General features: G+C 41.0%; 14 protein-coding genes. 7 read left to right on the plus strand and 7 right to left on the minus strand.

The window, feature by feature from the left end:
* Positions 1–126: 126 nt before the first annotated feature.
* Both AAEY97_RS20460 and AAEY97_RS20465 read right to left on the minus strand, forming a co-directional pair.
* Positions 127–1,707 carry an MATE family efflux transporter gene (locus AAEY97_RS20460; RefSeq protein WP_162022837.1) on the minus strand — a complete coding sequence of 527 codons (1,581 nt, stop codon included), beginning with the start codon at positions 1,705–1,707 and terminating at the stop codon, positions 127–129.
* A 60-nt stretch (positions 1,708–1,767) separates the two neighbouring features.
* Positions 1,768–2,598: an ion transporter gene (locus tag AAEY97_RS20465; RefSeq protein ID WP_162022836.1), complete on the minus strand. Its 831-nt coding sequence runs from the start codon at positions 2,596–2,598 to the stop codon at positions 1,768–1,770.
* A gap of 166 nt (positions 2,599–2,764) precedes the next feature.
* Between AAEY97_RS20465 and AAEY97_RS20470 the strand changes: the two genes are divergently transcribed.
* The gene (locus tag AAEY97_RS20470; RefSeq protein WP_101087500.1) at positions 2,765–3,268 is read left to right on the plus strand and encodes a L,D-transpeptidase family protein; all 504 of its coding nucleotides are present in this window, start codon (positions 2,765–2,767) and stop codon (positions 3,266–3,268) included.
* 52 nt (positions 3,269–3,320) lie between these two features.
* Positions 3,321–3,923 (plus strand): VOC family protein, encoded by a 603-nt coding sequence (locus AAEY97_RS20475; RefSeq protein ID WP_351001141.1) that lies wholly within the window; start codon positions 3,321–3,323, stop codon positions 3,921–3,923.
* 430 nt (positions 3,924–4,353) lie between these two features.
* Here the strand turns inward: AAEY97_RS20475 and AAEY97_RS20480 are convergent, their stop codons facing one another.
* Positions 4,354–4,812, minus strand: coding sequence for a GNAT family N-acetyltransferase (locus tag AAEY97_RS20480; protein ID WP_101087498.1), 459 nt, complete (start codon positions 4,810–4,812; stop codon positions 4,354–4,356).
* 21 nt (positions 4,813–4,833) lie between these two features.
* On the minus strand, positions 4,834–5,145 hold the full coding sequence (locus AAEY97_RS20485) for a hypothetical protein (RefSeq protein ID WP_101087497.1): 312 nt from the start codon (positions 5,143–5,145) through the stop codon (positions 4,834–4,836).
* A 32-nt stretch (positions 5,146–5,177) separates the two neighbouring features.
* On the opposite strand from AAEY97_RS20485, the gene AAEY97_RS20490 reads away from it, so the two are divergent.
* Positions 5,178–5,327 carry a hypothetical protein gene (locus AAEY97_RS20490; protein WP_162022834.1) on the plus strand — a complete coding sequence of 50 codons (150 nt, stop codon included), beginning with the start codon at positions 5,178–5,180 and terminating at the stop codon, positions 5,325–5,327.
* On the opposite strand, the gene AAEY97_RS20495 is transcribed toward AAEY97_RS20490, so the two are convergent.
* The gene (locus AAEY97_RS20495) at positions 5,316–5,840 is read right to left on the minus strand and encodes a GNAT family N-acetyltransferase (RefSeq protein WP_162022833.1); all 525 of its coding nucleotides are present in this window, start codon (positions 5,838–5,840) and stop codon (positions 5,316–5,318) included. The genes AAEY97_RS20490 and AAEY97_RS20495 overlap by 12 nt on opposite strands.
* A 196-nt stretch (positions 5,841–6,036) precedes the next feature.
* On the minus strand, positions 6,037–6,405 hold the full coding sequence (locus tag AAEY97_RS20500; protein ID WP_101087495.1) for a PH domain-containing protein: 369 nt from the start codon (positions 6,403–6,405) through the stop codon (positions 6,037–6,039).
* A 434-nt stretch (positions 6,406–6,839) separates the two neighbouring features.
* Here AAEY97_RS20500 and norV point away from each other — a divergent pair, with 434 nt between their 5' ends.
* The 3 genes from norV to AAEY97_RS20515 all read left to right on the plus strand — a co-directional run bounded on the left by norV (position 6,840) and on the right by AAEY97_RS20515 (position 10,083).
* Complete coding sequence (gene norV / locus AAEY97_RS20505) at positions 6,840–8,345, plus strand: anaerobic nitric oxide reductase flavorubredoxin (protein WP_101087494.1); 1,506 nt, start codon at positions 6,840–6,842, stop codon at positions 8,343–8,345.
* Positions 8,342–9,487, plus strand: coding sequence for an NADH:flavorubredoxin reductase NorW (gene norW / locus AAEY97_RS20510; protein WP_162022831.1), 1,146 nt, complete (start codon positions 8,342–8,344; stop codon positions 9,485–9,487). Before norV ends, norW begins: the two co-directional genes overlap by 4 nt.
* 260 nt (positions 9,488–9,747) lie before the next feature.
* Positions 9,748–10,083, plus strand: a complete 336-nt coding sequence (locus AAEY97_RS20515; RefSeq protein WP_101087492.1) for a TehB family protein — start codon at positions 9,748–9,750, stop codon at positions 10,081–10,083.
* A gap of 311 nt (positions 10,084–10,394) precedes the next feature.
* On the opposite strand, the gene AAEY97_RS20520 is transcribed toward AAEY97_RS20515, so the two are convergent.
* On the minus strand, positions 10,395–11,201 hold the full coding sequence (locus AAEY97_RS20520; RefSeq protein ID WP_259395491.1) for an endonuclease/exonuclease/phosphatase family protein: 807 nt from the start codon (positions 11,199–11,201) through the stop codon (positions 10,395–10,397).
* 322 nt (positions 11,202–11,523) lie between these two features.
* On the opposite strand from AAEY97_RS20520, the gene cls reads away from it, so the two are divergent.
* Positions 11,524–12,978, plus strand: coding sequence for a cardiolipin synthase (gene cls, locus AAEY97_RS20525; protein ID WP_162022829.1), 1,455 nt, complete (start codon positions 11,524–11,526; stop codon positions 12,976–12,978).
* Positions 12,979–12,984: the final 6 nt, after the last annotated feature.

A 12,984-nucleotide genomic window follows, 5' to 3' on the forward strand; every position in this document is an offset into this window, starting at 1 on the left:
CTGAGTCTCATCTTCACTGAGTCTCATCTTCACTGAGTCTCATCTTCACTGAGTCTCATCTTCACTGAGTCTCATCTACACTGAATCACATCTACACTAAGTCACATCTACATAGCATCTATCAGATCAATTGATTTTATCGCTGCTTTTCTCACTGCCAATGTTATCGGTACTAGCGCCATCAGCACCGGCTTTTTCAGTATCATTTGTGTCGCCATTGGCTGTATCGGCGTTGTCTTGTTGAGCAACTTGCTTACACAGTGGATCTTCATCTAATTGAGCCATCTGAGTGCGCCCTGGCATAGGTGAAGGAGCGGCCACCATATCAATGTTTATCGCATCGTCTTCTAGTAGTTGTCGATTAGCACCCGCTGAAAGCATACCTTGGCGGCTAATTTTGTCGACTAATCGATATGCACATAAAATACCTATCACACCAAATATAATTGCCCCAATCACCTGACCAATTAACACCCCAAATACACCGCCCCACTGGGCGCCAAAATACACAAATGGTATGGTGCCGATGGTTGCTTTACCGACATTAAAAAAGGTCGAGTATTTAGCCTTACCTAAATTATTAAATGAGGCATTGGCAATAAACAAAATGCCCGAAAAGATAAAGAACACCGCGATGTACTGACAGAAAAACAAAATAAGCTCTGCCGCATCGCCTTTCATATCAAAACTACTAATAATGACATTTCGTAATAAAAACAGTACCAGTGACACCACCAGAACATAAACAACACAAAATTGAATCGCTTTGTTTAAACTCAATCGAACTCGTTCAATTTCATTGGCACCAAAGTTTTGCCCCACTATCGGTCCGACTGCGCCAGACAGTGCAAAAATCATCCCGAACGAGACGGGGATCAAACGTCCTAATACCGCCCAGCCAGCTACATAACTATCACCAAAATCAGCTATGGCACGCGTTACCACCGCATTACCAATGGGAGTTGCCACATTGGTGAGCATTGCAGGTGCGGCTATGGCAAAAATCACCCCTAGGTCTTGCTTGAACTCAATCCACGAAAATTGACCTAACAGCTTATGCTTAACCACCACTCCGCGAGCTGAGATGACAAACACCGCAATACGGGCCAATACCGATGCGGCCGCAGCACCTTCAATACCCATTGATAAACTAAAGATAAAGATAGGGTCTAATACGGCGTTAACACCGCCACCAGCTAGTGTCGACATCATCGATAGTTTGGCATCACCCACTGCACGCAGCGCGCCGCCAAGCGCCATTGCTAAACAAATAAATGGTAAAGACGGTACCAGAATATACAAATAGCTTTCAGCCAATTCCGCAGTGCGCCCTGTTGCACCCACCAACGCTAACAATTCGGGAATAAACGCGATGACAACTGCAGCCACCAGCACACTGGTAATTAACGTCACGATGGCACTGTTTAAAAATAATCTCTTGGCTAACTTAATGTTTTTCGACCCCACCGCTTTTGACACCAAAGCGCCTAGAGCAATCGATAAGCCGATACCTATCGAAGTCGTAAAAAATGAAATCGTGCTGGCATAACCTGCTGCTGCGGCGAGCTCTATTTCACCAAGTAAGCTTAAAAAGAAAATATCGAGTAAGTCGACCACAAAAAGTGCCGAAATACCCACAGCAGCAGTAGAGCTCATCACCAGGATATGGCGTAAAATGGAACCCTCAACAAATTTAGCAGCGGTCATCAATATCCTTGTGTGTCTATAATAAAAATCAAATCTAAATCAGCTTTACAGGCTGTAACCCTAGAGTTTTTCAAGTTCGCTACCACAATGATTACAATATTCAGCATCTTTATCGTGGCCTTTTTTGCCACAATTACTGCATTTACGTAAATCACGGGTTCTGACCATTTCATGTGAAATTTCAGCGGTTAAAATACCGGTGGGGATCGCAATAATCGAATAACCAATCAGCATAGTAAGTGCCGCAATCCCTTGGCCCAATGGCGTTTGCGGCGTAATATCTCCGTAGCCAACGGTGGTAATGGTCACCACGGTCCAATACATGGACTTAGGAATGGAAGTAAAGCCATTGTTAGGGCCTTCAACCACATACATAACCACACTTAACACCATAATAATCAGGCTTACCGAGAAGAAAAACATAAACACTTTTCGACCGGACTGCACCATGGCTTTGAGCAATATTTGGCCATCGCTTAGGTATCGAAGTAACTTTAATACTCTAAACACCCGGAATAAACGCAGTACTCTTAACGCTAACGCGACATTGGCACCAGGGAAAATCAACCCTAAATAACTGGGTAAAATTGACACTAAATCCACTACACCAAAAAAACTGCGTGCATAGTGTAACCGATTAAGCGAGCAATAGAGCCTTAATATGTACTCAACGGTAAACAATACCGTAAAGGTCCATTCGGCGATACTAATATAGTCACCGTAAAGGGAATTAACATATTCTGTGGTATCGATAAAAATCAATATCACACTCAGTACAATACAGACCATAAGGGCAATATCGAAACGTTTTCCTGCTGGGGTTTCGGTACCAAAAATCACACTTCTAAGCTGTTTTTTTAGTGGACTGTCGGATTTTTCTTCGATATTCATCTTATTATTCACTGTCTCGGGTAATAAATTGCAAATAAACTCGGTTAACTAATATCAATTAACCCTTGTTGTCGTTAAAATCTAACATTGACTGTCGAGTTTTAACATTCGAAATAGGGTCATTTTACAATAAAAATTAAAAAGGTCATTGGTTTACGGAGATTTCATGCGCGCGTTGTACATAATATTTATAGCCTTAATTTTCAGCCCGTCATTGGCGGTTGCCTCTTCAAGCCAAACTACAGCAAAAGTAGATTTAGTTGTCGTCAATAAATCTGAATCACGCTTATCTGTCATGCGTGACGGAAGAGTGATTAAAAGTTACCTTATTGCCATGGGCGATGTGCCAAGTGGTCATAAGCTTAAAGAAGGTGATCAACGTACTCCGCAAGGTCGTTATGTATTAGATTATAAAAAATCTGATAGTGCATTTTATAAATCGATTCATATCTCTTATCCCAATGAAGAAGATAAATTACGAGCTGATGCATTAGGCATTAGAGCCGGTGGCATGATTATGATCCACGGTGAAAACCCTCGTTCAACTTTACCGCCAGAAGAAGCACAAAAGTACAACTGGACCAATGGATGTATTGCCGTCACCAACAAAGAAATGGATGAATTGTGGCAAATGATTGATGCTGGTACACCGATTGAAATATGGCCATAAGCTTATTCAATCTCAACCATACCATTTTTTGCTTTGTTTCTTGGGTTATTAAATGAATTACCAACATCTACAACATACTTGGGCAGGCTTTAGCCAGCGCATTAGCGCGTTTATTCATCGGTTAGGTTTAGACAACTTAGCATTGAATTGTGATCATGCTGCTCTGCGGGTGAACGATAATCAAACAGCGCAGTTACTCGTCGATGAATTTAGTCAACACGGCAAAATCATCTCTAATAACATCATCAACGGTCGGCCGATTTTAATCATTAAATTAGCCGAACCATTAGTTATCGGTGCGATGAAAATTCAATGTGTTGAACTGCCCTTTCCATCTGACAAATCTTATCCGGTTGAAGGTTGGGAGCATATCGAATTAGTGTTCCCATCACAGGCACAAACCTGTGATGAACTCGTCGCAGAGCTTATTGAAAAAGTGCCACTACTGGCTGATGTTATTGCGGGTAATACTATTGCAGGTAATACTATTGCAGGTAGTAACGAAAACAGTGATATTAAGGTTAAACAAAGTTCGCCAAAAGGTGATAAAGAGCGCCTTGCTAACCCAACTATCGCATTTAAGGCCAATGGCATTTGCGTTAAAGTACACCCGCACGATATTCAAAAAATTGTTGAGAGTGAACAAGCCTGCTAGGCATAGTACTAATAACGCTTTGTCTGGAAACTGCAGCACTAATATAAAACAAGCCAAACTCAGTTATGCCAATGCTATAACTGAGTTTGGCTTGTTTAGATCAATGATAGAAAGGTTGTAAATCATTAAGCTTTTCAAAACCCATTTAGAGGTCAGTTTTTATGCTTAATTAAAAATCTTAGCGCTAAGTAATGCAAAACAGGCAAAGCTGTGTGTGCCAGTAACAATGAATCAAACAAAAAAATCCACTTTACAATAACCCACTTATCTTTTCCTGTGCACAAGCTATGGCTAAAAAATGCTACACACTCACCTTCTGGGGTCATTAATATTACGATGGCAATGCCAAAAATAATGAAGAAGAGTAATAGTCGCTTACACATTTCATAAATTAGCGCTTTGCTAGGCTTTACCTTTATCACAAATCAATTTACTCAATTAATCTTGTCATAAACAAGCTATTAGGATCTAGTTCATAGTCCGCAAATGGGCCGCTGTAATCAAATTGATGTCGTTCATACAAACGCCTTGCTGGCGCAAAAAAATCCATCGATCCAGTTTCCAAACTCAACCGCTGATAACCACAAGACTTAGCTACGCCCAATATGTGCGATAACAATGCCGATGCTACTCCTTGGTTTCTCGCCATTGCAGCCGTTCGCATAGACTTAATTTCGCCGTGGGTTGGCGTTAACTGTTTTATCGCTACGCACCCAAGTACTATGTCACCTTGTTTGGCACACCAAAAAGTAATTGATGGATGTTTTAAGGCTTCAATATCTAATGCATGAACACTACCCGGTGGCGATGTTGCATACATGTCAGCCAAATGTGCTTGCAGTAACTCAACCACGCCAGAGCCCTGTAAATCATCAATCATAATATCCATGTGCCAAGGCTTCCTTTTGAACTATGACCGTTTATGAAATGCATTTTTATCGAGTAGTTTAATCACCAAATCGATACGTTTATGAGCTAAATAATCATCTCGATGGCTAAAGCCAATCGCGACAAATAACAGTAGCAACCACACAAAATTTTGTTCTACTAATAGGTCTACTTTTGCAATATATAAAATAGCGCCAATAGTCGCCAAACACATCAGCCATTGGATTAACCAAGTATATGGTTTGGGTCTCAGTTTATCTAAATCTGAACGTAAAGCGGTAATGCTATCCGTTTCATAAGATTGGATAATATTATCTGCTTGAGATTCATTCATTTTTACACTCCATTGTAAAAGCCACTCAGTTAATGAGCGAAACGTGGTTAATTAAACCGTTGCGACAATACCCTAAAAGTGAGTCGTGTCACCTAGATTTTATTGAAAACGATTTTACTGAAAACTATTTTGCTGAAAACGTCGATTTTATTGAGAACATGACTCATTTATTAACCACATAACTCCAGTATCATGGTTTGAGTCAGTAATGCACTACCCTCTCGTAGAGTCTGTGTTTCACCAACAGCAACAAAACCAATTGATTTATAGAGATTAACAGCGGCCTCGTTAGCAATAGTAACCTCTAAGCAAACGACTTTTCGATTAGATTTTTTGGCCCAATCAATAATGCTATTCAGTAATAACTTACTAAGTCCATATCCGCGCGCGCGTGGTGACATCCACATTTGATACACATGTGCAGCATCAGTATTCATAGGACTAGAACTAGAACTATGGATCTGTCCCCATGCTAAGCCTACAGCGACGCCATCAAGTTCAGCGATCAGTGGCAATGCATGCTTTGCTCGATTGCTTGCATTAAGACGAGAAATCCACTCTTCGTCGGTAAATTCAGCTTCTCGTTCATAAGTCGAGCCAAACGAATCTGGCGAGTCTTGTAATGCTAATAAACGTAACCTTCTATAGATTTCCCAATCACTCATCAGCAACACTCTGATTTGAACATTAGCCATATTTACAATTTTACACCTCACGTTTTAGTCTTTCTCGACGCCAGATAACTGACGAAACGACCCACTTAACACTCCTCAGTTTCAGCATTAAATTCTAGACTAAACTCATATTTTACAACAGATTAAACCTTAATGGTTCGTTTGTTGAAATTATCAATTTATTAAGCAATTATTGACAATAGCGGCATTTGCAGACCTATAATAAATAACCTGAGATTATTTTTGATATCTCCAGCATTGAGGCCTTACCAGTAAACTCAAACCTAACTTTGCCTATCGCTGAAAAGTATATTTCTAGTTCGGAATCGAGATCGAATGTCCCCGATGTTTCAATTGAGTAAGCGACAATATTTTTGTAAGGCAAAGATGTAAAATCTTTTTTACTTCCTGTAATGCCTTGAACATTAACAGCGATAATTCTTTTACTGGTAAAAATGACACCATCACGCATGGATTTATATGAATCAATGACTCGTTCATCATCGACAAGTAAATCGCGGGCTTTGTCTGCAAAATCAGAATTCTGCTTCAGTTTGAAAAAACCTTTATTATTAAAATCTATCATCTAACATCCTTTTTACATCTGACATCCAAAGGGATTGAATTAATACAAATTTTACGACATAAACAGCTCAGTAAATTTCGTGGTTATCGTATTCTAGTGAATAGCCTTAGCTTAATGTAATAACAATAACATTACAAAATGCAGCTGAAGCAAGCATTTATCCCAGTTTGTATTAGCTGATAAATAGCGATAAAGCCTGTGATTGGCATTTCATCAATAATGTCATTTTAGAACACAGCAAGAAGTCAATATGACACCTTTGAGTCATATTGACAATAAAGAGCATGTCTTTATGACACCAATAAAATTCATCAAATATACATTACCTTCATATAATCAATAAGATAAACAGTTGGCATGCACTCTGCAATAACGAAGTTAACTTTTGAAATATCTCTATCAACTTTAACTTCTAATTTATTACAGGTGTACATATGACAATTCACATTAAAAATAACATCGATTGGGTTGGACAACGTGACTGGGAAATATTGGACTTCCATGGTACTGAATATAAAACCACCAAAGGCACCAGTTATAATAGTTACCTTATTCGTGAACAGAAAAATGTTTTAATCGATACTGTTGACCATCGTTTCAGCCTGCAATTTATCCAAAACCTTGAGATGGAAATTGATCTCGATAAGATTGATTACATCGTCATTAACCATGCGGAAGAAGATCACTCAGGTGCCTTAGCGGCTTTAATGGCTAAAATTCCCAATACCCCGATTTACTGTACCGAAAATGCTATCGACTCTATTACTGGCTTACATCACCATACAGAGTGGAATTTTAATATTGTTAAAACCGGCGATACCTTAGACATTGGTAACGGTAAGCAGCTGGTGTTCATTGAAACTCCTATGTTGCATTGGCCTGACAGCATGATGACCTATTTAACGGAAGATGCTGTGTTGTTTAGCAATGATGCGTTCGGTCAGCATTACTGCGATGAGCATTTGTTTAATGACGAAGTAGACCAAATTGAATTGATGGATCAATGTTTACGCTATTATTCCAATATTTTAACCCCGTTTAGCTCGCTGGTTACCGCCAAAATTAACGAGGTGCTAAGCTTTAACCTGCCCGTTGACATGATTGCTACCGCCCATGGCGTAGTGTGGCGCGACAACCCAGCACAGATTATTCATCAATATCTGCAATGGGCAGATAACTATCAGGAAGACAGAATCACCATTTTTTATGATTCGATGTCTAATAACACCCGCATGATGGCCGATGCCATTGCTCAAGGCATCCACGACGTTGACCCTGTTGTGTCGGTTAAAGTGTTTAACGTGGCCCGTCATGATAAAAATGACATATTAGCCAACGTGTTCCGCTCCAAAGGTATTTTGGTAGGCTCATCAACCATGAACAATGTCATGATGCCGAAAGTCGCGGGAATGCTAGAAGAGATCACAGGCCTGCGCTTTAAAGATAAAAAAGCCGGAGCATTTGGAAGTTATGGCTGGAACGGCGGCGCCGTTGACCGTATTCACACCCGTCTTACAGATGCCGGATTTGAAACCATTGTCGGCTTAAAAGCAAAATGGCGACCAGATGGTAAAGCGATGCGCGAATGCCGTGAGCACGGTCGCCAGATAGCTAAAAGCTGGGCATGGCATGATTTAAGTAATGTAAAATCCATTTCACCGGCATCGCTAGCTAAGAGCGCTCAAGCCACTGTAACCACTAAGCCAACTCAAGCAACTCAAGCAACCAAACCGACATGTACAACAGCGACGGCAATGAGTGATTCACAAAATATGCTCTGCACTGTGTGTAATTGGGTATATGAGCCAGTATTGGGTGAGCCTAATCAAGATGTAACACCAGGTACACCGTGGAGCGAAGTGCCAGACTTTTTCCTTTGCCCAGATTGCGGCCTTGGCAAAGATGTTTTTGTCCCTATCGCTGAGAGGAAAGCATCATGAGCGCACCCATCATTATCATCGGTAGCGGCTTTGGCTCATACCAACTAATCAAAACCATTAGACGCACAGATAAGCATTTACCGATAACCGTGTTCACCCTTGATGAAGGCCACGATTATAATAAACCGGACTTGAGCCATGTATTTAGTAACAAGCAAAACAGTGCGGACTTAATCCGCCTTACTGCACAAGAGTTTGCCTCCGAGAATAATATTACTCTGCATGCTTTTACCAAGGTTGATTGCATTGATAGTGAACAGCAAGCGGTGTTTGTTGAAGGTGTTGCTTACCCTTATACAAAACTGGTGCTAGCAACAGGAGCAAAAACCTTTGTGCCATCAATGCTTGGTAACGCAACAGACAGTGTGGTCACCTTAAACAGTCTTAGTGAGTTTAATAATGCGCAGCTGCAACTACAAAATGCACAACGTGTTTTGGTTATTGGAGCGGGTATTATCGGCACTGAAATAGCCATGGATCTTAATCGCAGCGGTAAAAACGTCGTGGTGGTTGATCCAAGTCACGGCGTGATGGCAACCATGCTGCCAGATTTAGTCGCCAGTGTTTTACAAAAGAAGATGGTCGATAACGGTGTTGTATTTGAGTTTGGCCGTACCATTAGTTCGCTAAACAAAATTGAATCAGGTATTTGTGCCACACTCAGTTGTGGTAATACCCATATTGTCGATTGTGTTATTTCAGCTGCGGGATTAAAGGCTAATGTTGGCTTAGCACGAAAGTCAGGATTCAAAGTCAATAATGGCTTAGTGGTTAATCTGCAACTGCAAACCTCAGCGAACAATGTTTATGCCTTAGGAGATTGCGCCGAAATCAATGGTAAGGTGATGTCCTACTTGCAGCCCATTATGTTAAGCGCCAATGCGTTAGCGAAAACCTTATTAGGCCAACCGACAGATTTGAAACTACCGGCTATGTTAGTCAAAGTTAAAACACCGCAAATGCCCATTCAATTAGGCGGGAATACCGTAATTGACGTTGCATCGTGGCAGGTTGATATTGATGCTCTGGGTTGCTCAGTAAAAGCGTACAATGAGCAAAAACAGATAATCGGTTTTGTGGTAACAGAAGGCCACATGAACAATACCTTCCCGCTACTCAGAGCCTTACCAGCAAGTCTTTAGTATTTTATCGAGTAGGCTTTACTCATAAAGCCTACTCATCAATCAACTTAACCTGAATTTGGGATAAGGGATGAACTTATGCTATTTAAAATCAGCATGTTAACCCTCCTCACTTTCAAGCTTGTCATTGGTTATGCGAACAAGGCGAATTGACGCGTCAATAGCTAGCCTATTGTAAGTCGATTCAACGCAGTTAGCAGGGCAAAGGGCTGTTTGAAAGGCGTTTATTATCCCGAGTTCAGGTTATTTAGGAGAACATTATGTCTCATCAACGTATCCCAGCAAACTGGACAATTCAACGCTCTACGCCATTTTTCACCACTAAAAATGTGCCTGATGCGCTACTGACTCACCACAATACCGCCGAAGGTGTATTCGGCCAGTTATGTGTAATGGAAGGTGTGGTCACGTATTTTGGTTTTGCAGACAGCGAAGCAACTGAACCAGAAGTAAAAGTGGTGATCAAAGCAGGCCAATTTGCCACTAGCCCACCAGAGTACTGGCATCGTATTGAATTAAGCCCTGATGCCCAGTTCAATCTTAATTTCTGGTCTGAAAAAGATAAAACCGGCCAAGCGATGTTTAATAAGAAATAATTAATTGAAGCTGTGGCAGATAAAAAAATCAATATTGAGAGACATATCAAGCTACTGATATAGTCGTTTAATCAGCGGGTTAATTAACGATAAGATCATAATGTATTATGCTCTTATCGTTTTAACTTGCACAAAACACACATTAAATCGTTAAAGGTTATTTTACTCGAATTGAAAAATGACTGTGAATCGATTTTAACATTGATGTGCCTGTCAGCCGCACCAATCAATTAATCTTGAGCGAGCCCATGCGGTCTTTATGACCTTTAACACAACTTTAATCAGTTAATAGCCGTCATAAACGATGAGCGTTAACTTTCGCCTAATCTAAATTGCGCTAACAAAGGATAATGGTCTGAGCTTTTAGTCATAATGACCCGAGATGACTCTAAAGTTAGTCCTCGATAATAAAGGTGATCAATTGGATAGCCCATCACGGTTGTGCGTTTGTCATCCGCGGGGATCACCGCTTTTAGCCCTAATTTCTTTGTCATCAAGGCTAACATTGATAATCTGGCTTGACGCCAAGTATTTAAATCCCCGCCGAAAATTATCGGTCCTTTATGAGCACTTAACGCTGGTAGTAGCTGCTGTAACTGCGCAGCATAACTGTCTAGATCATACTCAAAGTTAATACTGTGCAAGTTAGCCACCAGCAAAGTTTCACCATTCGATAAGGGGAAATAACTTAACAAACTCGACTTGGGAAACTGTATTAGGGGTTCAGCCGTCAAATAACCGCAACTTTCACTCGCAGCAACTTGAGACAAGCTCATCACCCCTAGTGGTATATGGTCTTGGCTAAATGCTTGCACCATCGCCAATTGTTGGTGATGTTGTTGGCGCCACAACTGAAACTCGTCAGATAACTTCACCTCTTGCAGCAACAATAATTGATGTTGTTTAGCTAACTGACTGAGCAGCGTTTGCCAGCCAGCATTTTGCTGTTTATAAACATTCCAGCTCGCGACCGCCAGTTGGCCATCAGTATCCAATTTAGCGATAGGTGTGGCTTTTACACATTGTGCAGCAAACGACTCTTGCTCATTATTAATCACTTGAGGCTCTGTGGCTAAATGCACAAATTTTGGCACAACCACAACTGTCATCATCAACAATATGACGATAACCAGACTTCCCCATCGAGCAAGCCCAAGCAGTTTACGCTTAGGCTGTAAGGTCGATGTTGGCTTTGAGCGAAAAATACCGATGGATGAATACCTCTATTCGTTTTGGGAGGGCTATCTGAAAATGACTTAAAGTGACTTAAAGTGATGCTAGCGTTTGGTTCGCTTTAAACTGAATAGCACCAGAGTCTTTATAATAAAACAAACTGTTTGATATACCCAGCCGTACAGACGGATGACTGTAGACCATACCGATTGAAAACCTGATATGATAAGTGCATGTTTTTCTACATGATTGATACACTGGCTAGCTATGGTTGAGCTTTATAAAATATTAACGATAATCAGCGTATTAGCTTATTGGCTGCTCATTGCTGGTATCACCACGCGTATTGTCTATAAACGGCGATCTATTGGTGTTTCCTTAGCTTGGATGATGCTTATTTTTGTTGTCCCCATCTTAGGTATTTTCCTTTATTTCCTCGTTGGCGAGATGAACCTTGGTAAAACCCGCGCAGTGAGAGCTAAAGAGATGTACGGCCCCTATCGGGAATGGTTTCGTCGACTGTTTGCCATTCAGCAATATCGTCCTCACAACTTAAGTGATTACGCGATTCCCATAAGCCATTTATGTGAAAAACGTCTGGGCATTCCTACGTTAGCCAATAATCAACTAACACTTAAATCATCCGCCGAAACGATTTTAACAACCCTGATTGAAGACATACAACAAGCGCAAACCTCGATTCATTTAGAGTTCTATATTTGGCATCCTGGTGGGCTTGCTGACCAAGTTGCCCAAGCACTTATTCAAGCTGCTCAACGCGATGTGGCAGTGAGAATATTATTAGATGCTGCAGGAAGTCGAACCTTTTTTAACAGTAAGTGGCCAAAAAAAATGCGTGAAGCTGGCATAAATTTGGTATCCGCACTGTCTGTTTCTCTTGTACGTATGATCTTCCGCCGTTTAGATCTTCGCCTTCATCGTAAAATAGTCGTGATAGACAACCAAATCGGTTATACCGGCTCAATGAATCTAGTCGATCCTAAATATTTTAAGCAAAGCGCTGGTGTTGGTGAGTGGGTTGATGTCATGGTGAGAATTACCGGCTCCAGTGTGCCAGTGCTTAACTGCATTCTCGCCTGGGATTGGGAAACCGAAACAGACCAGAGAATGTTACCCGAACCGCCACAATGCCATCCGCACGACGAGGAACCATCTGACATGGTTCAAGTTATTCCATCAGGACCCGGTATGCCTGAGGATATGATCCAACAAGTTTTATTGCTCAGTATTTATCAAGCAAAACACAGCATCACCATCACTAGCCCTTATTTTGTCCCCAGTGAAAACCTACTGTTTGCATTAACAGCAGCTGCATTAAGGGGTGTGGAGGTCAATTTAATCATACCCGATAAAAACGACTCAATGATGGTGGAATGGGCCAGCAGATCTTTCTTTGGCGAGTTACTGAATGCAGGTGTCAATATTCATCGTTTTCGTGGCGGTTTACTGCACACAAAGTCAGTGGTCATTGACCTGCACCATAGCCTAATCGGCACAGTTAATCTTGATATGCGCAGCCTATGGCTTAACTTTGAAGTGACTCTTTCTGTTGAAAATTTAGAATTCACTCAATCGCTTAGTGAAGTCCAACATCAATATATGGCTAATTCAATAAAAATGGATGCGCGCCAGTGGCGTAAAAGACCGTTAGTTAAACGATTAGTCGAGCAGTTTTTTTACTTATTTAGCCCACTACTTTAACGATAA

It is taken from the genome of Shewanella sp. TB7-MNA-CIBAN-0143, assembly GCF_040310065.1.
Classification (GTDB): domain Bacteria; phylum Pseudomonadota; class Gammaproteobacteria; order Enterobacterales; family Shewanellaceae; genus Shewanella.

What these genes read in the sequence shown, in the direction of transcription:
- AAEY97_RS20475 (WP_351001141.1), top strand. Translation starts at nt 3,321, where the DNA reads ATGAATTACCAACATCTACAACATACTTGGGCAGGCTTTAGCCAGCGC.
- AAEY97_RS20485 (WP_101087497.1), bottom strand. Translation starts at nt 5,145, where the DNA reads ATGAATGAATCTCAAGCAGATAATATTATCCAATCTTATGAAACGGAT.
- AAEY97_RS20460 (WP_162022837.1), bottom strand. Translation starts at nt 1,707, where the DNA reads ATGACCGCTGCTAAATTTGTTGAGGGTTCCATTTTACGCCATATCCTG.
- AAEY97_RS20515 (WP_101087492.1), top strand. Translation starts at nt 9,748, where the DNA reads ATGTCTCATCAACGTATCCCAGCAAACTGGACAATTCAACGCTCTACG.
- AAEY97_RS20470 (WP_101087500.1), top strand. Translation starts at nt 2,765, where the DNA reads ATGCGCGCGTTGTACATAATATTTATAGCCTTAATTTTCAGCCCGTCA.
- AAEY97_RS20490 (WP_162022834.1), top strand. Translation starts at nt 5,178, where the DNA reads ATGAGCGAAACGTGGTTAATTAAACCGTTGCGACAATACCCTAAAAGT.
- norW (WP_162022831.1), top strand. Translation starts at nt 8,342, where the DNA reads ATGAGCGCACCCATCATTATCATCGGTAGCGGCTTTGGCTCATACCAA.
- AAEY97_RS20500 (WP_101087495.1), bottom strand. Translation starts at nt 6,405, where the DNA reads ATGATAGATTTTAATAATAAAGGTTTTTTCAAACTGAAGCAGAATTCT.
- AAEY97_RS20465 (WP_162022836.1), bottom strand. Translation starts at nt 2,598, where the DNA reads ATGAATATCGAAGAAAAATCCGACAGTCCACTAAAAAAACAGCTTAGA.
- cls (WP_162022829.1), top strand. Translation starts at nt 11,524, where the DNA reads ATGGTTGAGCTTTATAAAATATTAACGATAATCAGCGTATTAGCTTAT.
- AAEY97_RS20495 (WP_162022833.1), bottom strand. Translation starts at nt 5,840, where the DNA reads ATGGCTAATGTTCAAATCAGAGTGTTGCTGATGAGTGATTGGGAAATC.
- norV (WP_101087494.1), top strand. Translation starts at nt 6,840, where the DNA reads ATGACAATTCACATTAAAAATAACATCGATTGGGTTGGACAACGTGAC.
- AAEY97_RS20480 (WP_101087498.1), bottom strand. Translation starts at nt 4,812, where the DNA reads ATGGATATTATGATTGATGATTTACAGGGCTCTGGCGTGGTTGAGTTA.